Raw genomic sequence first — 23,244 nt, forward strand, 5'->3', positions numbered from 1 at the left:
TATGCCACAAAACAGCTCTTTTCTACTCTACCTCGGCAGGAATGGCTAAAATTGGTAAATCGGTGTAATTTGCCATTTTTCGGGTTAAACTCAAATTAAAAATACTTGCCAAAAAGCTTCTTTTGTAATGTAACAAAGTGAGTATATCAATGTCTTTTTGCTGAATAAAATCGTAAATGGAACCTTGAACGTCATCGCTAATCATAACGTGAAATTCTACTGGGTCGGCACTAAACTCATCTTCCCACGCTTTAATCGTATCTTTGGTAACATCTGAACTAGCTGTTTTTACATACAAACATTTTACTTTGGCTCCTGTTTTGCGCGCTATAGCTAAAACTTGTTTTAAAGCTTTTTTGTCTTTTTTTCTAAATCGAGTAGTAAAACAAATTTGTTGAATTGGTCTGTATTCAGCATCCCCAGGAACGCACAATACGGGAACAGTTCCGTTTGTAATAATGTTTGCCGTATTGGTGCCCGCAAAAAAATCGTCCCAACCTAGCACTCCATTAGTGCCCATGACCACAAAATCAATATCTTCCTCTTGAGTAATATCAAAAATACAAGAAGTCAAATCACCTTCAGTCAATCTATGCGATAATATAATGTGCTGCAAATTGAGTTTTTCTGCAATAGCTCGCAATTTAGGAACCTCATCCTTAAACTGTTCAAAATTAGTCAACTCGACTGAGTTGTATAAAATGGTATAATTGGGCGGAAAAATCGAACTGTCAAAACTAGGCGCATCAAAGGTGTGCAACAATACGATTTCAGCTTTTACTTTATTTGCAAATTCTAACGCATGTACAAAAGCATTTGTGGCAACAGGAGAAAAATCGGTAGGGAAAAGAATTTTTTTCATAACATTTAAAGTTAAGAGATTAGTTGTTGTAACAAAGGTAGGCTCTTACCTGCGCTAGAAGTATGACATTTATCATTATAGCATCACTATTTTAAAATTATTTTTCAGTAAAGTAGTTGTCTTGCGCTCCCACCAATTTTGGTTACTTTTGTATAAAAATAAATCAACATGATCGCTCAAGATTCCATCGTTGCCCTTGCCACACCATCTGGCGCCGGAGCAATTGCTATAATACGAATTTCTGGTCAAGATGCTATTCCAATTGCTGATAGTGTTTTTAAATCGATAAAAAATAAAAACTTAGTCTCTCAAAAAACCCACACCCTACATTTAGGTCACATTGTGGATGGTTCCAAAACGCTCGATGAAGTATTGGTTTCTGTTTTTAAAGGACCAAATTCCTATACCGGCGAAAATACCATAGAGATTTCTTGTCACGGTTCAACTTATATTCAGCAGCAAATTATTCAGTTATTGCTTAGAAAAGGATGCCGAATGGCCGATGCAGGTGAGTTTACCCTGCGTGCTTTCTTGAACGGAAAACTCGATTTATCACAAGCCGAAGCGGTAGCCGATTTGATTTCGTCAGACAATGAAGCCAGCCATCAAATTGCGATGCAGCAAATGCGTGGTGGATTCTCTAATGAAATTGCCAAATTGAGAGAGGAACTTTTAAACTTTGCTTCGCTTATTGAACTCGAATTAGACTTTGCCGAAGAAGATGTAGAGTTTGCAGACAGAACCCAGTTTCATGAATTGTTGAATAGAATTGAGTTTGTCCTAAAACGTTTAATTGATTCCTTTGCGGTGGGTAACGTAATTAAAAACGGAATTCCCGTTGCTATTGTGGGCGAACCAAACGTAGGAAAATCGACGCTCCTGAATGCTTTACTCAACGAAGAACGCGCCATTGTATCGGACATTGCAGGCACAACTCGAGATACCATCGAAGACGAGTTAACCATTGGAGGCATTGGTTTTAGATTTATTGACACAGCTGGTATTCGTGAAACTAAAGACTACGTTGAAAGTATAGGTATTCAAAAAACTTTTGAGAAAATAGAACAAGCGCAAGTCGTTTTGTATTTGAGCCCCCTAACCCCCAAAGGAGGAACTCTTGATGCTGAAAATATCAAAGAGGTTCAGATTGAATTTGAGAAAATTAAGAACCAATTTCCCTTAAAGCCCTTAATTATTATTGGAAATAAAAAAGATTTATATTCTGATAATGAGATTGAGCATATCAAGAAAGAAATTCCAGAAATACTACTTTTAAGCGCCAAAAATAAAGAAGGGGTGGACGAACTCAAAAACCAATTGCTTTCCTTTGTCAACACTGGTGCGCTGCGCAATAACGAAACCATTGTGACCAACACCCGTCATTATGATTCCTTATTAAAAGCTCTTGATGAAATTAGCAAAGTAAAATACGGCCTTGAAACCAACCTTTCTAGCGACTTGATGGCGCTTGATATCCGGGAAGCATTATACCATTTCGGGATGATTACAGGCCAGGTGACAAATGATGAATTGCTGGGGAATATATTTGCTAATTTTTGTATCGGCAAATAGCCCCACAAAAAAACACAAAACAAAACACACTAAACCCTTTATTTTAAAGGGTTTTTTCATTTTTACAACTTTTGTATTTTGTTCGATTTTGGCATTTTTTGCATCATTTTGTACCTAAATTGTACCTCGATCTGATTTTTTGCATATATTTGAAAAATAGAGTCAAATGATGTCCCTTATTTACCCTTATTTACTCTTAATTATCCCTAAGTATTCATAAAGCATTTTATATGAGTTCAAATATTGAAATAATAAGAGTCTGTGAACAATGCAAAAAAGAATTTATTGCAAGAACTACAGTTACAAAATATTGCTCGATGGCTTGTACTAAAAAAGTATATCGATCAAGGCAAAAGAGCATAAAAATTAATGCGAGTAACAAAGAGACTTTTTTGAAAGTTAACAAGATTAAAGAACCAGTTAAAGACAGAGATTTTTTAACAGTAAGACAGGCCTCTCTCCTATTGAATATGTCACCAAAAACGATTTATAGACTTATCGAACGCAATGACATCAATTCCTTCAACTTCTCTGAAAGAAAAACAACTATTAGAAGAAAAGACATCGATTTCTATTTTGATGCAAATCTAAAAATACTAGAAAAAAACAAAATCGATTTAATGACCGATTACAATTTAGAAAACTCGTATACTATACAGCAAATACAAGATAAATTTAAAATTTCAAATGGTGCATTATATAACATAATAAGTAAATTTAAGATTCCTAAAAGGAAGCAAGGAAAGTACACATTAGTAAAAAAAGAGCATATTGAAAAAGTATTAACATAAAAGAGATGAGCAAAGTCACATTACGAAATAAGAAGCTTGTTGGCGGTAAATTGAGTCTCTACTTAGACTATTATCCTCCTATTATCGACACTAAAACTGGCAAGGAAACAAGACGAGAATTTTTAAAATTATTTATTTACGAAAACCCAAAATCACAAGAAGAGAAAAAGCACAATTCAGAATCCAACGATTTGGCTGAATTGGTAGCTGCAAAACGTTTAGTGCAGTTAAGAAATAAAGAATTTGGTTTTAAGGAAAATATTAACCTCAACATTAATTTCATTACCTTTTTTAAATCGGTTGTTGATGAACATTACAATACAGGAAGTAAATCTAATTATCAAACATGGAAAGCATCTCTTAACCACTTTACATTACTATTTGGTGAAAAGGTAATGACTCATCAACTCTCTTCAAATCATGTAAAAAAATTCCGTGCCTATTTATTGACGGCAAAAACATCAAGGGGAAAAGCTGATAAGAAACTATCCGTAAATACAGCGTCATCCTACTTTAAAAACTTTATTGCTGTTTTAAAATTAGCTTACAAGGACAATTTAATTACTGAAAACTTATCTGAAAATGCTGAATATATCAAAGAGCAAGAAACACATAGGCAATATTTAACCGAAGAGGAACTAGGGATTTTATGGAAAACTGAAATAAAAATGGAAAAAGTAAAACACATGGCACTATTTTCAGCTTTGACAGGACTTCGGTTTGTAGATGTAAATAATCTGGATTGGAAAGATGTTTTTAATGATAGCCATCAAAATCATTACATCATGTTACGAGAACAAAAAACGAAATCAATTCATAACCATCCAATTTCTAAAACTGCATACGATATATTAAAAAAGCAAGGAACAAAACAAGGTTTAATTTTTGGTAATATAAAATACCATGAGATTACAAGACCTATGAAAGACTGGATTGAGAAATCAGGAATCCAAAAAAAAATTTCCTACCACAATTTTAGACATAGCTATGCTACCTTACAATTAGCTAACGGAACAGATATTTATACGGTATCAAAATTACTAGGACATAAAAACCTTTCTACTACTCAGATTTATACCAAAATACTGGACAAAAACAAAATTGAAGCTGCTAACCGAATTAACTTAGATTTAGATGGATTACAATAAAATTTACGAGGAAGAATACAACAAGAACTATATTTTTGAGCAAAATTCAATCAAAGACGAACTTTTGAGATATAAAGAAAAAAACAAAACTTTCAGCTTCGCTCACAATAATATTTTAGAAAGAATCCAAGTTAAAATCAACAGTAATGAAATAACAAAAAACAGTACTTTAAATCATACATTTCATGTTTTTAAAATATCAAGAAGTAATTATCCCGAAGATTTTATCAAGCTAGCCCTCAAAAACGATACTTTGGACCATTTTAAGTCTATTAGTTCGCAAGATCTCCCTACAAATTACTCCTTCATCAATTTTACCACTGATTTGGCTAAATTAATGTCGTCTAATGAAATTAGTAGATTATTTAATAATCATAGTGTACTATTTAGTATGATGTATGAACTTGATGATTTTAGAAAATTTGAGATTGTTTCCTATAACAATTTAGCTTTAGAAGACACCCCATTATTTAAAAAACTACATAAAACACTTTACCCTGATACATATGTAAAAATAGTGAAAGCAACTGGTGAAATTCAAACAAGTAAATATCAAGAGGTAGAATTTGAAATAAGTAAATTTTCTCTTGAAGAAAAATTACTTTTATTACATGTTTGCCATATAAAAACTTCTAAAATCCCAGTTACAGAGTTTTGCAAAATCATGTTAATAACAAATAACATAAATGATTTTAGAATGTTTATTGAAGAACCAAGTAAAAATTATTATTACACCAGAGTTTCGAAAGGTATTGAAGCTTATAGTTCGATAGAGAAAAAAAGAGAGCTTATAAATTCGACAATCGATAAGATTAATTATTTCAAACTCCCTGCTATCAATTCAAGACTAAATCTAATTAAAAAAGAGATTTAAGAGATTAAAGAAATTAACGATAAAACAAACTAAAACACAAACAGCTAAACAAAATTAGCTGTTTTTTTATGCCTTTCGCTACCAAAATATCAAACAAGTGCCTTAAATACAACTGTTTACAAATATGAAATAAAAACTAAGCAAAACCTAAACACATAAAGATAGCAAAACATCACTCATACTTTTGGTTTAAAATTATATAATCATTTAAACAAATTAACTATGAGTAATTTCAACATGCCCTTTTCAGAGATAATAAATTTAATTTCTGATCAAGTTGCCGAAAAGGTTTTAAAGAACCTTAATCCCTCAAATTCTTCTACTGAAGATATCTTCATGAACATTGAAGAAACTGCGAAACTTATTGACCTTAGTGTCTCGACGGTTTATGGTCTCGTGCATAAAAACAAAATTTTTTTTCACAAAAAAGGGAAACGTTTGTACTTCCTAAAATCTGAAATCTTAGATTGGATTAAAAGCGGTAAAAAAGAAACGACATCAGCGCTTGAAAGTAGAGCAAACGAGTATTTATCTAAAAACAAATTGTTTTAAGCGTCAATCTAACGTAAAAATAACGAACAATGGAAAACTATTTATACACCTGCCAATATTGTGGCAAAGACTATTTACCAAAACGGAGAGTTAAACAAAAGTATTGCAGCAACAGTTGCAGGACAAGAGCTTTTGTGATGCGTAAGTTAAAAATAGCAAACTTGCCAACAGTTGAAGATAAAAAGGAATCAGAAAAAAAATCCGAAAGTATGAGCTGGCATGGTGTTGGAAATGCCGCAGCAGGAACTCTTGCCGTGAATGCTTTAACAAGCATTTTTACCAAAGAAGAAAATAAACCTGCAACTAAAAAAGACATACAGAATTTATTGGGTTCATTAAAACAACGCTATCAACCAATTTTGAACTTAGCAATTAGCCCTGATGGAGCAAAGGCATTTTATGATTTGCAAACTCAAAGTATTGTTTATTTAAAAAGACAATTACCATGAAAGAGTTTAAAGAACTAGGCTTCATAAAGCTAAACAGAGCAATTCTTGAATGGGAATGGTATCAAGACCATAACACTTCACGACTTATGATCCATTTGCTTTCAAAGGCAAATTATACAGTAAAACAATGGCAAGGCTATACTATAAATCCCGGTGAATTAATAACATCAATAGATAAACTAAGTAAAGAAACAGGCCTTTCGCAAACTGCAATTAGAACTTGTTTGAAAAAACTAAAAAAAACTCATTATATCAATACTCAAAGCACAAACAAATTTACTATCATAAAAATTAATAAATCAGACATTTATGACGCTCCAAGTATTACAAATAACGAGCAAATTGGCAGTCAAAAAACAAACGGATCGCAAACGACAAACAATCCATTAACAACAACTAAGAAAGTAAAGAAAGAAGAAGATATCAAAGAAAGATTAGAAAATTTTAAAAATCAAGTTTTCCAATTTTCTAAATTTTATTCACAAGAGCATTTAAATGGCTTCTATAACTATTACAGCACTGTAAATAGTCAAACTGGGCGCCCAAAATTTGAAGAATATAACAACTGGAATTTAGAAGATCGCCTTAAAACATGGAGAAGTATTAATTCGAGTTCAAAAAGTCAAACATTTTCAAAAAACAGATAACTATGATAGAAATTCCACAAAAATTAAAGCCCGAAAACTTTACAATTGAATCTTTCATTCAAATGGAAAGTAATCAATCATTGATAATTAAACCCAAAATGTACTTAAGAAATTATACCATGAAAGAAATACGAAACTTGTTTTTTGTTGAATTCAAAAATAAGTTTAATCGTGAATTTGAACTTACAAAAGATAGCAATGAATTACTTTGTACCATTATTTGCTACTTTTACAAGGACCATAGATTTTTTAGATCACCTTGCCTAGTTATTCCAGAGGGTACTACTCCTTCTTTTGCAAATGGCCTTTTAATAATGGGAAATTATGGAATTGGAAAAACAAGTATCCTTTTAGCCTTAGAACAAGTGTTCAATAAATTTGTATTTTATAATCCAGCATCACATTTTAAATCAATAGCAGCAAATGATGTAGTAATTGAGTATGAAAAAATACAAACAGCCGAGGAGAAAGAGGACTTTTATCTAAAACATCAAAGAGGGTTTCGGTTTTATGATGATGTCAAAACGGAAGATGTCGCCTCAAATTATGGAAAAGTAAACCTGTTTGAAAAAATATTATTCTTAAGAAATTCCAAACGTTCAAAAACATTAATTACTTGTAATTTCGACAAGGCATTTCCAAGTGACTTCGAAAAGGGACTTGACCAATTTGGATTAAAATACGGTGGACATATTTATGACCGCATTTTAGATGACTTCAATTTTATTCAAGCTAATGGAAAAAGTTTTAGAGGGAAATTTTTAAAAACTTAGAAAAAAGAACGTGTCTCAAATGGAAAAACCTCAAAAACAAACAATTGGAAAATAGAAAAGGAGCAGTAAAATTAAGTACTACTCCTTTTTTTTTTGTAAATTAAATTTTAGCTATTGTCAACTATAACACGGTGCAATTATTTTTCGTTTTTAACCATTGCATGTGAATACTGAAACTTATCTTCATACTTATTATAAGCTGTAGCAATACCTCCCAATAATTCCCATTTATCTGCTAATAGTTTATTGACTTGATTTTGAATATCAAGCGAATTAAACCCCACTACGATTGTATATACCATAATTTCTAAATTTAACGTTTTGGTGTGTTTCCTCTTGATGGTCCAGAAGGGTTCCCTGTTTTACTTTGGTAATTAGGATTAGAGTTTCCCCTTGACGCAGCTCCTAATTTTGAACTGTTCCCACTATTTGTCCCTGAATTTTGATCTGTATTTTTCATGATTTTTAATTTTAAAATTTACCTACTATATCTAGCTTTTCGGCTTCCGCTTTAATTATGATTCAAAATTCAGAAATAAAAAAAAACTGATATAATACAGAATCATATCAGCTCATGTTGAGGAACAAAATCGTTTTTTAGGGATGTAGAGCAGTTTATTTTTTTAATTTCTTTATCAATGGTTGGTAATTTTCAGAAACTTGAAGTTGCTTTGCTTATTTCAAAAGTTGCTAGAGATAAATCTAATTGTTCCGAATCAAGAAACTTCGGAGAGCCTGGTGTGCTGACACAGTTTCTTACTTCTTTTTTATCTCACAGTTTTTAAAATATTCTAGCAACATGTTTTCTTCACTTTCATCTTCAACTAAACGTATTATTACTAAATCTTTAATTGCTCGTGAGCAAGCGACATAAAATATTTTTTGGTTCATTAATCGTCTTTCTTGCGCAGCAGAATCATCGTAAATACTTTTAAAATTATATTTATTCCAAAAATATTCATCTAGAACAACAATTACATTTTCAATTCCTGAACCTTTTGTTTTATGCATTGTAATATAATCTGATTCTTCATTTAAATAATTAATATAATTAAACACATCTTTTAGCTTAATCTTTTCTGAAAACAGCTCTTCAAAAAACTTTTTCTTCCTAAAATTATATATGAAATCATCAAATTTTTCCTGAGATATTTCTATATCTTTATCTTTTTGAAGTCTACTTACAGTATTTATACCTTCACAATATAAAGTCTCTAAATCTAAAAAATTTTGGTTCCCATTAAATTCTGCCAAAAATTTATTTTTATTTTTTTCATAGTTCGCCGCTCTTTCAGATTTTCTAATTAATTTATTTTCATAGCAATATTGCAAAGTTTCAGACAAACTTTTTGTTCCTTTTGTTAGCTCTCCAAAACAGTTAGTAACTTTTTCTTTATCTTCAATTGTTTTTATTACAAATCCATTCTTTTTTAAAGCAACTAATAATGGATTATAGTTTTTAGAATTGTAATAATTAGTAAGTTCAACAATTTCTAATATTTGAATCTTTGCTAACTCTTTTTCAATTTCATCCTTTACATCAGTAAATCTATCATTAAAAGTATTGTATAGATTTGAAAATCCTAATTCTGAGGATATTGATTTATTAGTCAGCATTAATAATTTAGAAGCCGAAAATTTCAATTCATTTTTAATCTCAATTATAAAACTGTTTAATTGGTCAACATATAATTGTTTATCTTCTTGGGAACTAAATGCATTTGGTTTTTTACCAATAATCTTATAAAACAATTTTGTTTTTCCGTTTCTATTAGTTTCATTTTCGCCAATTTTTAATGCCAATTTTTGTTCAATTGAATCATTTCTCAACTGGTTTATAAAAGAAATTACGCCAACTGAACATCTATAATTATCATCTTTATCCACTTTGTGCAATGCCCTACTTTCGATAAGTTGATTGACATCACCAATACCATCATCGTATATACCTTGCATTGAATCGCCAAATAAACCAATAGTAGTCTTTTTACTTTTAGGAAGTAGTCCTAAAAATAAATTTATTATGAGTGGATTTGTATCTTGGTACTCATCTATAAATATGAAATCATACTTATCGCTGATTATTTTACTCAATAAATCATACTTCTCACACAATTTATACGCAATAGTCAATAAAGAATCATGAGAGAATGTCAGATCTTCAAATGAGTCAAACTTCGTTTCATTATATCCAATTGTATTTTGATCTTTTTCGGATATGATTTGAACGATTTGTTCATTCAACGATTTTATTTTACTTAATAAATCGAAATTAAATATTTCCGGACCTTTATCATAATCTCTTTTTCCAATTACTTTTGCAGATATTTTGTTATTTATCAGAAAAGTTTTTTTAGAATATTTCTCATATCTTTTTTTATAATCGTCATGATTAGTTATTTCTTCTTCAGAAAGACAAAAAATATGATTTAGAATCTGTTTAATATTTCTTTTGTAATTTTTGATTAACGAATTTAAAAATGAATGTATTGTGGAAATATCATATTTGTCACCAACCCGTTTTTTTATTTCATCAACAGCAACATTGGTATGAGTAATACATGCAATTTTGGCATCTGGATATTTATCCGAAATAAAAGAAATTAACTCTTTTAATGATTCTGTCTTGCCACTTCCTGCCCCACCTTGTAAAACAAAATTTTTAAAGGTTTCATCTTTTAATTGATTGCTTTCAATTATGGTTTTGATTTGTTCGATTGCATTACTCATTCAGAAATCCATTTTAAAGCATCTAAAATATATTTTGGTGTTTCCCATTTAACATCTTTAGACAAAGATAGATACAGCAGAGATGAAGCAAATTCTGATTTGCTATCTAATACTTCATTCGTTAAATTATAATAATCTGTCCTAGTATCTACTAATTTATCTTTATTCTTCAACCCTAAGAAATTTTCATCGTCTTTGTATTTAAAAATTAACGATAAATTGCAACTTATAAATGCGTCTTCAAAGCTTCTCGCGTGATAATTATTTTGTTTGACTTGATACGCAACTTCAATGGATGGATTTATAGTTGGATTCATTTTAGTTTTCAATTTTGTAAACCATTCTGTATATTGAGCTGATGATTTATCAGAAGAACTATTTAAATAATATTCTAAAGTTATATTACTTGTACGGACTCCTTCATTAACAGAAATAGCTTTCCACCTTTTTTTATCATGATTATATGCAGTTGTATCCAAATCAGTAATAATTAAGGTTTTAATATTAAGAAATTCTATAAAATGTCTAAATACTTTTGCGTTTGCGCCTGCTTCGATAAAAGAAATGTTTTGAGATGATATTGGCATGTAATCTTTTTCACTTTTTCTAGATTCATCATAATTCTTGATAAAATAGGGTAAGAGAAATTTTTCAGAAACTCCCTCTAAGAATATTATTTTTTCTGCAAAAAACAATTCAGAAGAATAAAGAGTTAAGTATTGTTTTAAGAATTTAAAATGATCAGGTTCTGAACTATATTTTGCTTCAAGTTCATTGTAGAAATTTTTGATCTTAATTTCGTCCTTTATTCTTTTAAAATATCTAATATCTTTAAAATCACATTGGGAAACTATATGTGATGAATGAGAAGAAATAAAAGTTTGTAAATTTGGAATTTTAGTTATTATATCTTTAATTTTATTGGCAAAAATATATTGCATTTGAGGGTGCGTATGTGCTTCTGGCTCTTCTATAAATAACAAATTAATGTCCTTGTTTTCCTGTTCAAAAAACTTCTTTTTTACCTCAATTTGTAATAATAAGAATAAAATATTCAAGTGACCCAAGCCATTTAGAGATTCTGGCAGAAAAGAACCAGGATCCGTTCCGTAAACTATTTTTGAATAATTCGAAAGAATTTGTTTAGATTCAATATTTGAAATAACATTCAGACTAGCTCCACTTAAAAATTCATTAACAGTGCTAAAATATCCCTCAAAATGTTTTTTATAAGATTCATTTAGTTTTTCGTCCATCTCTAAAATGGAGTTGTTAATATCACTGAAACTTTCTTCCGAAAATTTATTTTCTTTATTGAAATAATCAGAACTTAATCTTGAAAGTGGGAGGTTGTTACCTACACTTGATTCGGAACTAGCTAAATTTCTCTTGGCATGTATAACCTGATAGTTGATAATTTTCCTTATATCTGTTATGGCTTTTTTGACAAGTTTATCTTTATCCAATAAATCGTCTTCAGAACTATATATGTATAACTTTTTATCTAGATATTCTGTTATATACTTCTCAACAAATTTATTTTTTTTATCACTTTCTATTGAAACTAGATCTTTCAATAATTTATCCTTATCGATAGAACATTCAAATAATAATTTTACTGAATTTTCTTTTGGATTTAAATCAATAATAAATTCAGATAGGTTTTCTAAATTATCATCTTTACTGTATTGAATCTCGATTTTCAATTCAATAGCGAATTCATTAATATCACTCTCATTATTTATTTCTAATATTTTTTTTCTTAATGACATAGGGAAGTCATGAAAATCAAAATCATCACTTCTAAGGAATTTATCGAAGAGTACTATAAATGAAGTTTTACCGCTATTATTTTTACCTATTAGTAACGTTAAATCTTGTCTTTCCTTTTTATTTAAAATTAAAGTAGAGGCTTTGAGAAGTCTGAAGTTCTTAATTGAAATTGAATTTATATGCATTTTTTTTTGATAAGGAAGTTATTATTGTGACGATAGTTAAAAATTATATACAGTGAAAATGTGTTATAATTTAATTTTTGAGAATTAACAGATTAACATCCGTTCTAAAATATTGGTCGAGTTTATTGCTCTTGCACATTATTGTAAGAATATAAGATTAGGATTGATAAACACTATTCCCACCACCATAATAATTAGAATATATATGCTGATAAATTGTCACGGTTTTAAGGCTTACTTCTTCATCAGTATATGCTTCTTGTGGAAGCCATAACAATTGGTTGTAAATTTCACTTTTCACTTGAGCAGTAACTTCTCTTTTTTCTCTCCAGCGATCAATTTTCAATTTCTCAGCTTTTAGTTTTTCGAGTGTTTCCTGAGCTACTTTTTTAACTTGTTTGAGTTCTTTTCCTTCAAGATCTTTTCCTTCTCTTAGTAAATCAAAAATGGCCAAGGTTTCCTGGTCATTAAGATTTTCTCTCATGGCTCGTTGCTCTTCAAAAGTCAAATCTGTAATATAATTGCTCAGTTTGTCAAATGTGGCAATGGTATCTTCCATCGATTTACCTCTATTATATTCGGCTACAATCTCTTTGTATCGCTCATAAAAATCCAAACGCAACGGATTTTCTTTAAGCATTTGTTGTAGTTTTTGATCTATGGCCTTTTGCAAATCAAAGACTAAGCTGTTTTTGTGAGGTGCTTTTGCAAAAGCTGCTTTTAACTTTTCAAAGTCCAATTTACTTAAATCAACATAGACTTCCTCCTTTGCCTCATTCATTTCGCTTTTCTCTAAATGTACACTTTCGTTTACGATACTTTGCAATTGCATCATAATGGTTGTTACATCCGCAGACTTTACATTTTGATTCAGTAAACTATAAATGGCATCAATAGCATTGAATTCTTTGATGTATGGTTTTGCTTGTTCTTCTGGAAACAAGGCTTTATACTTCCTGAAAACAGAACGAGCCATCATTTCAAAACTGGTACGGGTTGTTTCATTTAAACATATACAATCCCCAGCTTTCTTAAGCAAACCAATTTTTTCCATTGGTTTAACATCAAATAAAATAGAAAGTTTGAAATCTAATGTTTTCAAGTATTCCTTAACTTCTTTGATTGCCTTTTTTAATTCTTTCTCTAAATCAGCAATTTCTTCAACAGCTTTACCTGTTTCTTGGCCTGAACCTCCTTTTCCTCCCTCTCCGTAAACGGAGTATGCTTGTTCCAATTTCTTATAGACATTTCCGTAATCTACGATCAGTCCATTCTCTTTTTCGTCGTCATACACTCGGTTTGCCCTTGCAATGGTTTGCATCAGTGTATGGCCTTTTATGGGTTTATCCAAATAGACTGTCGAAACGCATTGCGCATCAAAACCGGTGATCCACATAGCACAAACGATGGCTAAACGGAAGGGATTTTCAGCATCTTTAAACTCTTTTTCTAAATTGCGCTCCACCATTTTGCGTCGGTGTTGCTCAATATCTAAATTCATTTTCCTGAATTTATCAACTTCATTTTGTTCACTACTAACTACTACACAAATCTCTGTTTCGGCAACCTTGTTGTATTTGCGTTGTAATTCTTGCGCTTCTTGCTGGTCTTGTGCTGCTGCAATTCGAGCTTCAAGTTCTTTTAAGTATAAAGGCCAATATTTGGTTACCAATTTATGCATTCGTACCGCTGTAGGCTTATCTAGCGCCACATACATTGCTTTTCCTTGATAACCCCTTTCGTTAAAATGCCAAACCAAATCTTTTGCAATATCGTCCAGTCGCTTTTCAGCAGTAAGGATCGGATAGTTTTTTTGAAATAAATAGGATAGTTTTTTCTTTTGATCGTCTTCAAGATTTTCATCTTCAAGTACCTCAGCCATTTTATCATCCAACTCTGGATTATCTAACTCTAATTTTTCTCCTCTGTTAATGTAAAGTAATGGAAGTGTTGCTTCATCTTCAATTGCTCGTTTAAAGTCATACACAGAGACATATTCACCAAATATATTTTTAGTTAATTCCTCTTCATCCTTAATTATTGGAGTTCCTGTAAAACCGAGATAAGAGGCATTGGGTAAACCAAAGTAACGCATGTTTCTAGCATAAGTTCCGCCTTGTGTACGGTGTGCTTCATCAGAAATTACGATGATATTTTTACGATCTGTAATTAATGGATATTCGGTTTCTTTATTAGGATCTATAGAAAACTTATGAATTAAAGTAAACACATAACGATGGTTCTCTGCTAATAATTCTCTTAGATGATCGCGTCCTGTTATTCCTGTTTTATTTCCTGCAACAATATTTTTATCATTTACGATGCCTGCTCCAGAAAAAGTGTCATACAATTGATTTTCTAATTCGGTTCTGTCAACTGCAATTAAAAAGGTGTAAGCACCTCCAAATTTACGGTGCACTTTTTCGCACAGGAAAACCATGGAATAGGACTTTCCGCTACCTTGAGTATGCCAATAAACTCCTAATTTCCCTTGAAGGTCTTCAATATTTCTAACATTTTCTAATACTTTGTTTACTCCAATGTACTGGTGGTTTTTGGCCATTAATTTGACCACATCTCCACTATTTTCGTCAAATAGTAAAAAATTCTCAAACAGATCCATCAAACGATGTGGTGCGCAAGTTCCACGAAGCATAGTATCTAAACTCACAACACCTTCCTCGTCTTCTTCAATACGTTTCCAATCCAAAAAGAATTTATACGGACTCGTAACTGTACCTACTTTACTATCCACACCATTACTCAATACAATAAAAGCATTAGTATGAAACACCTGTGCGATGGTGTCTTTATAATCTTTGATATTGTCATTATAGGAATTACGTAAATCAGTATGATGTCCTTTTAATTCGAAAAAAACTAATGGAATGCCATTTACAAAACCAATTACATCTGGACGGCGGCTGTACAATTCTCCCACAATCTCTAGCTGGCGGACTGCTAAAAAATGATTGTTTGTGTAGTTATTATAATCAAAAATTTTGAGTTTCTTTTTTACTAGTTCACCGTTATCGTTAGTATAGACTACCGGAACACCATTTTTAAGCAGCTCGTACTTTTCTTTATTAATACTTCCTAGCTTTTTATCGGCAGCTTTTTGAGCTATAAGCTCATAGGCCTGTTCATAGACAGAAAGAGATAAATCAGGATTTAAGTTAGCCAAAGCCTGGATAACATAACGTTTTAAAATCACTTCTGATTTGTTCTCACGACCTAATAAACCATGCTCACCAAAGGATTCTTTTGTCCATGCGGTTACCACTTTCCAACCTAACTCTTCTAATACATCGTGAGTAGCTTGTTCTATCAGGGCATCTTCTGAATATTCGTAGCTCATAATTATTCTATTAATAGCTTATCATAGCTAATTTCAAACTTAGCAATAAGTTCTTCAATTCTCGATAAAAATTCATTTTCACGTACTGAAATATCCTCCATACTCATGTCTTTTTGAATAAAAATTCCATCAACGATAAAAGAATGGTTGTTGTTATCATTAGCAAAGAGACTTTTTGAATGTGTTTTTACGGTATCTATATTTTGAGAAAAAGGGAATAATAATCCCCCGAATAAAACATTGGGTTGGTAATATTGGATATAGGAATGTATTTGATAAAAATCACTTCGATCCACATCTTTTTTAATACTTCTCATTTTCTTAAATTTGGCATCAAAAACGATTATTACATTCGTTTCTTTATGCCTCATCACTAAATCCGGAAACATTTTACGACCATAAAACAAGTCGGTATATACATTTAGCTCTTCTTGACCGGTAACATACCAATCAGAAAAATGCCTGCTTAAAAGCTTTTCAAGGTACACTTCAAATAATTGAGAGATGTCAAATAAATAGCCCGTTGTTGCTAAGTTGTCTTTATGATCTAAAGTTTCTAAACTCTGGTCTTTCAAAATAATTTCGGCATACGTCAATACATTTTTAAAAGGACGAAACATAGGATTTTGAAGCACACTATGATTTTTTGCTTTCTCAATAGTAGTATGCTGCGCATAAATACCAGAATAATTTTGTTTTAACAACTGGTAGATACCATGAATTTTTCTGTGTATTTCTTTACCGAAACTTTGTTCTAGTTTTTTACATGCAAGGTATAAAACATCAATAATTTCTTGAACATATACTTGTTCTCTGAATGAAGTTGTTAGTTTACCTTGAAATGGGAAATCGTGTTTTAAGTACGCATTTACATCAATTTTCCCTCTTACTTTATGGCTACGCTGTGTTTGGGTTTGATATATTTTGGGTAAACCCATTACCGAAGCTTTTTCTAAAGCTTGAATAAACAGATAGGCAATAATATTTTGAAACTCGTTTGTGTCTTTTGATTTTGACGCTTTTGCTTCCTGATTGTCAACATAGACATCATTTATAAAGTTCAACATTCTATTCAAAAATGTTTCGCCGTAAGGAGTTGTGATGTTAAATTGACATCCTTTGTGGTACAAAACGCCGGCAAATAATCCTGTTTGAATAATGTATTTCTTTTCTTCTTTAGGATACTCCTTAGAATAGAGTTTAAGTATTAGTTGTTCGTCCTCATCTAACTTATTTCGATTGTTTTTAAAACCAAAAATTTGCACCTGCTCTAATGTTTTACTTTTTGAGGTAAACTCAAAAGTCGAACTAAACAAATTGCTTTTTACGTTTTCAACTTCTTTTGCAAGACGCACACCAAATCGTTCCTTTAACTGAATTTCTGTTAAAGAAGCTTCTTCATAAAAATTATGATTGGTGGGTACGTTTATGCGCATTAAGATTTTGCTGTTAGAGGTTTTGTAAATTCTGTTAATGCTTTTGCCAATTTATCATCTAACTCACTTTCAGCAAACATTGCTCTTAAGTATTCTTTAAGCGTTGGACTCATATGAAGTTGAAATAAATTCTCTAAATTTTTTGTTGTAATTTCTTTTCTACTTGCCATAGCCGGTATTTTCATAAAAAATGAATGCCCAAATTCATACGATTTTCCTAGACCTAGTTTTGTATTGATATAATCGTTTAAGCTTCTACATGCTTTTACATAACTATCGATATTGGTGAATTCCTCACCATTTCTAAACTTCGTTTCTTGTTCGATTACCTCATAATCACAGTCCTTGCGAATCCATTTGAATCTTCGGCGTAAAGCCAAATCAAAAGCATCAATACTTTTGTCTATATCGTTCATCATACCAATGAAGAACACATTATTAGGCACACCAAAATAAGCTTTACCATCCTGATAATGATAAGCTAATTCTTCCTTAGCAGGATTTTCTTTTATCATTTCTTCGATTAAAGTTGAATACTGTGTTTTAATAAGATTTTCATCTTTGCTATTTTGCACATCATGGCGGTAGTCTTTTTCTAAACACAATAGCGTTTCTCCAAATACAGAGGAAAGGTTGGCTCTATTAATCTCATCAACTACAAAATAAAATTTCTTATCTGGATTTGCTTTGGCTTTTTTGCAAAAACTTTTAAAAATTCCATCGACCAATTCAAACTTAATATTTCCGTCAGGAGTTACTCCTTTGGGTTTGATACCTTCAATAAAATCTTCATAGGTAAAGGAAGGATGAAACTGCACAAACTCGTAACGGCTGCGATCACCTTGGCAAATAAAATCCAAACTTTGTTTTACCGCATAGGTTTTACCCGTTCCGGGAGGACCATATAATATTACGTTTGGTGTGTTTTCATCGGCAATGCTTTGGGTGTTGGCATATCGCCATAAAAACCAAGAAAGTAAAATTGATTCTACGACATCATCTTTGTTTAAATCTAATATTTTATTGGCAACAAGTCTAATCTCATGGTTTTTACCTAGGTTGGTAGCTTCATCACTACCCACAAATTCTGCATGTAAAACATCGATAATATTATCTGAATATATAAACAAAAACTCCCCTGTTTTGTCTAATACAGCTATTTTACGAAGTACTTGTTTGGCGGCATAATTGCTATTTTCTACCGCATCCACTTTTTCTCTACTATCTTGTGTTTTGACAATTTTCTTTAAAATTGGCTTTACTTGATTATTAAAATACAATACTGATTTGTCAAGATCGTTTTTGTTTTCCCCTTTGTCTCCTTGTTTTAATTCTGTTCGAATGGTATAGGTTTTGCCATCACTATTCAATTTTATTTCAAAATTATTGGAGTTGCCTGGTTTTGAAGATCCAAAAACTGTTTTGGTATCTCTTTCTAAAAAATTACACAAATAACTCCCCGGCATGGTTGCCGTTACTGCATCTTTACGATTGGTGTATTCCTCGATACTTAAACTATTGTCTTCAATTTTAGTTTTATATTGTTGCCATTCTGCAGACAATTTAAGAGCTTCGTTTTTAGCCCATTCAAGACCTTTCAAATTATAGCTGTCTTTAAAATTTATCCACATGTTTTTAATTTCCAACTGCCTCTCTGAACTCAAGTTTATTTTTTCCATTAGTGTTTTCCTAATTGTGAATTTGTACCACTCTTTAATAAAATCATTTGTAGCATTATTTCCTTGGCATTTTGTTAAAGTACCAGGTGCTTGTAGATAATTTACATCATATTTATCGATGAGATTCTTTTTTAAATCTTCAATTGAAGCATCATATATTGCAATGATATTTATTTTTCTTCGTAGATTGAACCAATCGAAATTATCATCGGTGTTTTGTTCTAAATAGGCTTTCCCTGCAACTCTCACCAATGCTACAGGAGTAATAGTATCGCGAACCATGACAATATCTCCAATTTGCATTTCTTTTTCAAATATTTCGGGTGCGCCGCTAGGATTTCCGTTTTTATCATTCCATGCGTCACCCAAACCAATTACTTCCTTTTGAGTAAGAATTTCTATGATACGTGTTTTAGTAAATTTTCCTCGATTGTTAGGATGTAATTGTATGTGCCAATAATTCATACTTAATCTATAATTTGAAATATTCCGATTTTTAGCTCCTTCGTACTGTGCAACCCATACATTAATCTGGATGTTCTCATTTAGATTTTGATTTTAATTCTCCATTTTCTCCAATGTCAATTTCAACACCTCTTCATCGATATCTTTCTCTATTTGTAACAGAGGTGATTGGTCTAGAGTATTTATTTTTTCAAAGATATCGACATAAAGAGTTCTGAATTTTTCTGGATTTTCAACTATGTGAGTTTCGATATAATCTTTTACTTGTGCGCTTGCAATAATTGGATTGACATAGAAGTAAAAGTCATCGTCATTCATTGCTTGCTCAAGATCATTAAAATTATCAGCTATAACTTCAGCGAAATCATTGTTAAATATATTTCTAAAACTTTCAGACTTACTTTTGAGTACAGTTTCTTCAAAAGCCCATACATAGGCCTTACAATATATTTCAGAATAAAACCCCGCTGCTTTCTCATTTGCATATACTTGTGAGTACAAAAATGACTTGCCCTTAGATAGCTCCTTGTTAAATATATCAATATAGGTTTCAGACCTGTGGACAGCTTTTTCAGAAAGAACTCCTACGTCAATTAAATTAATATAATAATTTACTTGCATGGGATCTGTAATTCCTAATGATTTACAGTGTATGATTAGTTCATTCTGAGCCCATAAGGGGTCGATTTCTTTTATATCTTGATACGCATTGTATATAATAGAGTCTTCTTCTTCAGAAGAAAAAGCGTATTCATGAGCCCACTTTGCTGAATGTCCTTTGTCAAGCTGTTTCAAAAAGATAGGCATGTAATATTCAAAACAAAAATTTAATGCTCTTATTGAAGGGACTTCATCAGAATCTTCAACATCAATTACAAAATCATTGAATGTCTGATTGTATTGCTCTAGAAAGTAATTTGAAAATTCAGCATCTCCTTTTACTTTCAAATAGGCATTCATTAGTTCTTCTACGGTATGCCTTGTATATATTGGTGTTTCCATGTTTTTTTTCAGGTAATTTGTGAAGTTTCTATGTGTAACTCTTCTACATCAATCATCCCGGTCATTAGCCTTGGCAACAAAATATCTCTGGCTTCTTTGAGAAGTTCATTTTGATTTTCTAAAATTGACTTTTGATCATATAGGATCTCAACTTTATCAAAAAAACTAATAAGAATTTTAGAATCGGGAATTTTAATTCTTACTGTTCTCAAATCACCTATATTAAGCATAGTCATATTAGTACCTCCTTTTTTTAAAGAGTTTAAAACCCCTTGACCTTGTTCAGAAGCTAAGAAATGAAAAATAAATAATGAAATTTCAGCCGTTTTACCTCTAAATATTGTCATATGCTGATCAACAGGATATACATCACTTTTCCATTTATAGTAATGGCATCTTCCAATTGTTCCTTCTCCTAAAGAGTTAAGTAAAACATCTCCATTCTTAGCAAATCTTTCTGTAGGAACCCAATTACCCTTTTTATATTCTTTAAAATGAATTTTTTCTAAATTAGATCCTTTGTTAGCTTTTTGATTTATTCCCCAAAATCCGCTACCATCTTCATATTTAGGAGTTACTCCTCTACCAAAATAGAGTGCTAGATCAGTAAGGTCAACTTCATCAAATTTTGCCGTTTCATAGCCAGGAAAACGCATTTTCACAAACCATTCCTCATAAGTGATTTGGGCTTTTTCTTCTAATAATTGAATGCGTTTGAGGTTGTTTTCTATCAAATCATCATAGGCTGATAAGATTGAAGCTATTTTACGTTGGGTTTGTAGTGGGGGGAGATCAAATTTAAATTTCTTAATTGATTCAAGTGTAATACTAGCTTGGTTAGCTGCTCCTTGTGCATGATTAAGATTGTGAAATTTAAAATTTTCTTCCTTCAATCGGTAATATAAAAATCTTTTATTAATTGCTGTTTTTGGAATAATTTTGACTGCATTTTGGTTTAATAGGGCACTATCCAATTGTAAAGGAACAGTCACAACTTTTCCAACTATTGAAGCGGGATTACTTTGCCAAGATCCAACGGTTTGTATTAAAATATCTCTGAATTGCAATTGATGCTTGCTGTGTTCCTGAGCTAAATCATTGCTGATAAAATTAATTTCATTAATTGAAATTGAGTTATCTGTAAAATCACTAACTCTAACAATTGGAACACCAAAACTAGTGTACCAACTACTTTTGAAGGCAAATCCCTTTTGAGTTTCAATTAATCCCCCTAATTCAACTTTTATCCATTCGCTTCTCATACTTGCACGCTTTGAATTTGTTGCATCAATTGAATCGCTTCTTCATTCAAAGTTGCCAACTCTTTATGAATTTCGGTCATGCGACCTTTGTAATCAAAATCCATATCTAGTTCTACTACTACGCCAACATAACGTCCGGGCGTAAGGCTGTAATCTTGTGCGGCTACTTCTTCGAGATCTACAATTTTGCATAAACCTTCTACATCATCATATTTTCCTGTTGGGAATTTTTCGTTAAACCATTCATTATTTGCTTTTACTTCTGGTTTCTCGCCACGAAAAAGTTGCATGATGGCGGTGAGTCCTTCAAGTTGATCCTCGCTAAAGTCACTAATTGTTGTAGTTACTTTACGATACGTATTTCGCGCATCGATCATGAGGATTTTGTTTTTGTTCTCTGGTTTTTTGCCTTTGTTGTAAAACCAAACATGGCAAGGCAAGGAGCGGGTATAGAAAAAGTTATTCCCAACAGATACAATACATTCTACGGCTCCGGTTTCAATCAGTTCTTTACGTATTCTTTTTTCGGCATTACCTGCATCTGTAGCCGAAGATGCCATGACAAAACCAGCACGCCCTGTAGCGTTCAAATACGAGTAGAAGTATTGCATCCAGAGGTAATTTCCGTTCCCGATAGAGCCTGCACCGGTCAGCGGAGCTCCAAAAGGAAGACGTTCGTCTTCGGCTAGGAATTTGTTTTTGGCATCAACCTTATCCACATTAAAAGGAGGATTAGCCATTACAAAGTCGCATTTGCCCGTAAGGTTGTGTGGGTTGGTATAAAAACTATTGCCTTCAATGATTTTACCTTCAATACCGTGAATGGCTAAGTTCATTTTGGCTAGTTTGGCGTTGTTGCTCTTTAGCTCAGTACCATATACGGTAATGGCCTCGTTGACACTTTTATTTTCATGATCTTGTATAAAATGAGCCGTTTGTACAAACATACCTCCTGATCCGCAAGCGGGATCGTGTATGATACCGTGATTGGGCTGAATGAAATTGACAATCAAGCTTACCAATGACGGCGGTGTGAAAAATTCTCCACCTTCCTGTGCACCGGCTCCTTGCATGGAGAATTTCATCAAGAAAAATTCATATATACGCCCAAACACATCGCCTTTGGCATGTCGCACCGCATCTTTGTTAAAAACACGTACTAGGTCACGGAGTAATTTATCGTCGAATTCTTGGTAGCTTTTAGGAAGAATACCCGCTAAGTCAGGATATTCTGCCTCTATCAATTTCATCGCATTGTTGATAGCTTCGGCAATATCTTCACTTTCAGGCAGCGCAGCAAGGAAATCGTATTTTGCTTTTTCGGGTAACATAATGGCTCCCGCAGCTGCATAATCATCTTTGGTTGCTTCGCGTTGTATGCCTGTTCTTGGGTTTATAGGTAATGAATTAGTTAAAGCAATTTTGGCATCTTCGTAGCGGTTTTGCGCAAAGCGTAAAAGTACTAAACCTAGTAAAGGGTCTTTGTATTCGGCAGCCGTTAATTTGGAATTACCTCTTAGTTCATCGGCGGCATCCCACAATTCTTTTTCTAAATTCTTTATTTGTTCTTGGGTCATGATGTGTTATAAAACGTGTGTTTTGTCTGATTTTTATAATCAAAAGGCTAAAGTAGCTAATATTTATTGAAGTGTTAGGCCTATACCTTCGGTACTCCATTTTTTATAG

At 31.9% G+C, this 23,244-nt stretch carries 19 protein-coding genes; 8 read left to right on the forward strand and 11 right to left on the reverse strand.

From position 1 onward, the window contains the following. Positions 1–22 precede the first annotated feature (22 nt). On the reverse strand, positions 23–862 hold the full coding sequence (locus L1S34_RS13645) for a universal stress protein (protein ID WP_236364490.1): 840 nt from the start codon (positions 860–862) through the stop codon (positions 23–25). A gap of 168 nt (positions 863–1,030) precedes the next feature. Here L1S34_RS13645 and mnmE point away from each other — a divergent pair, with 168 nt between their 5' ends. From mnmE to L1S34_RS13685, 8 genes are all read left to right on the forward strand, one after another. Beyond that, positions 1,031–2,434 (forward strand): tRNA uridine-5-carboxymethylaminomethyl(34) synthesis GTPase MnmE, encoded by a 1,404-nt coding sequence (gene mnmE, locus L1S34_RS13650; RefSeq protein ID WP_236364492.1) that lies wholly within the window; start codon positions 1,031–1,033, stop codon positions 2,432–2,434. Positions 2,435–2,664: 230 nt separating this feature from the next. Next, positions 2,665–3,225 (forward strand): helix-turn-helix domain-containing protein, encoded by a 561-nt coding sequence (locus L1S34_RS13655; RefSeq protein ID WP_236364493.1) that lies wholly within the window; start codon positions 2,665–2,667, stop codon positions 3,223–3,225. 5 nt (positions 3,226–3,230) lie between these two features. Then, positions 3,231–4,373 carry a tyrosine-type recombinase/integrase gene (locus tag L1S34_RS13660; RefSeq protein WP_236364495.1) on the forward strand — a complete coding sequence of 381 codons (1,143 nt, stop codon included), beginning with the start codon at positions 3,231–3,233 and terminating at the stop codon, positions 4,371–4,373. Further along, positions 4,360–5,247: a hypothetical protein gene (locus L1S34_RS13665; protein WP_236364497.1), complete on the forward strand. Its 888-nt coding sequence runs from the start codon at positions 4,360–4,362 to the stop codon at positions 5,245–5,247. The genes L1S34_RS13660 and L1S34_RS13665 overlap by 14 nt, the downstream gene beginning before the upstream one ends. A 222-nt stretch (positions 5,248–5,469) precedes the next feature. After that, positions 5,470–5,799 carry a helix-turn-helix domain-containing protein gene (locus L1S34_RS13670; RefSeq protein ID WP_236364500.1) on the forward strand — a complete coding sequence of 110 codons (330 nt, stop codon included), beginning with the start codon at positions 5,470–5,472 and terminating at the stop codon, positions 5,797–5,799. Positions 5,800–5,828: 29 nt separating this feature from the next. Beyond that, positions 5,829–6,248 carry a hypothetical protein gene (locus tag L1S34_RS13675; protein WP_236364501.1) on the forward strand — a complete coding sequence of 140 codons (420 nt, stop codon included), beginning with the start codon at positions 5,829–5,831 and terminating at the stop codon, positions 6,246–6,248. After that, positions 6,245–6,895, forward strand: coding sequence for a hypothetical protein (locus L1S34_RS13680; RefSeq protein ID WP_236364503.1), 651 nt, complete (start codon positions 6,245–6,247; stop codon positions 6,893–6,895). Before L1S34_RS13675 ends, L1S34_RS13680 begins: the two co-directional genes overlap by 4 nt. 2 nt (positions 6,896–6,897) lie before the next feature. Beyond that, positions 6,898–7,668, forward strand: coding sequence for a hypothetical protein (locus L1S34_RS13685; RefSeq protein WP_236364505.1), 771 nt, complete (start codon positions 6,898–6,900; stop codon positions 7,666–7,668). A gap of 137 nt (positions 7,669–7,805) precedes the next feature. Here L1S34_RS13685 and L1S34_RS13690 read toward each other — a convergent pair whose 3' ends face one another. From L1S34_RS13690 to L1S34_RS13735, 10 genes are all read right to left on the reverse strand, one after another. Next, positions 7,806–7,970 carry a hypothetical protein gene (locus L1S34_RS13690; RefSeq protein WP_236364507.1) on the reverse strand — a complete coding sequence of 55 codons (165 nt, stop codon included), beginning with the start codon at positions 7,968–7,970 and terminating at the stop codon, positions 7,806–7,808. Positions 7,971–7,981: 11 nt separating this feature from the next. Beyond that, positions 7,982–8,128 carry a hypothetical protein gene (locus L1S34_RS13695; protein ID WP_236364508.1) on the reverse strand — a complete coding sequence of 49 codons (147 nt, stop codon included), beginning with the start codon at positions 8,126–8,128 and terminating at the stop codon, positions 7,982–7,984. 296 nt (positions 8,129–8,424) lie between these two features. After that, the gene (locus tag L1S34_RS13700; protein ID WP_236364510.1) at positions 8,425–10,398 is read right to left on the reverse strand and encodes a UvrD-helicase domain-containing protein; all 1,974 of its coding nucleotides are present in this window, start codon (positions 10,396–10,398) and stop codon (positions 8,425–8,427) included. Beyond that, entirely contained in the window at positions 10,395–12,356 is a 1,962-nt protein-coding gene (locus L1S34_RS13705; protein ID WP_236364511.1) for an ATP-dependent nuclease, read from the reverse strand. The genes L1S34_RS13700 and L1S34_RS13705 overlap by 4 nt, the downstream gene beginning before the upstream one ends. A gap of 157 nt (positions 12,357–12,513) precedes the next feature. Next, entirely contained in the window at positions 12,514–15,714 is a 3,201-nt protein-coding gene (locus L1S34_RS13710) for a type I restriction endonuclease subunit R (RefSeq protein ID WP_236364514.1), read from the reverse strand. Between the two features lie 2 nt (positions 15,715–15,716). Continuing rightward, positions 15,717–17,150 (reverse strand): McrC family protein, encoded by a 1,434-nt coding sequence (locus L1S34_RS13715; RefSeq protein ID WP_236364516.1) that lies wholly within the window; start codon positions 17,148–17,150, stop codon positions 15,717–15,719. After that, positions 17,150–19,294: an AAA family ATPase gene (locus L1S34_RS13720; RefSeq protein WP_236364518.1), complete on the reverse strand. Its 2,145-nt coding sequence runs from the start codon at positions 19,292–19,294 to the stop codon at positions 17,150–17,152. Before L1S34_RS13720 ends, L1S34_RS13715 begins: the two co-directional genes overlap by 1 nt. A 93-nt stretch (positions 19,295–19,387) precedes the next feature. Continuing rightward, positions 19,388–20,296: a hypothetical protein gene (locus L1S34_RS13725; protein ID WP_236364519.1), complete on the reverse strand. Its 909-nt coding sequence runs from the start codon at positions 20,294–20,296 to the stop codon at positions 19,388–19,390. Positions 20,297–20,304: 8 nt separating this feature from the next. Then, complete coding sequence (locus L1S34_RS13730; RefSeq protein ID WP_236364521.1) at positions 20,305–21,558, reverse strand: restriction endonuclease subunit S; 1,254 nt, start codon at positions 21,556–21,558, stop codon at positions 20,305–20,307. Further along, positions 21,555–23,135 (reverse strand): type I restriction-modification system subunit M, encoded by a 1,581-nt coding sequence (locus L1S34_RS13735; protein ID WP_236364523.1) that lies wholly within the window; start codon positions 23,133–23,135, stop codon positions 21,555–21,557. Before L1S34_RS13735 ends, L1S34_RS13730 begins: the two co-directional genes overlap by 4 nt. Between the last annotated feature and the right edge of the window lie 109 nt (positions 23,136–23,244).

It is taken from the genome of Flavobacterium sp. K77, assembly GCF_021608205.1.
In the GTDB taxonomy this organism is placed as follows: domain Bacteria; phylum Bacteroidota; class Bacteroidia; order Flavobacteriales; family Flavobacteriaceae; genus Flavobacterium; species Flavobacterium turcicum.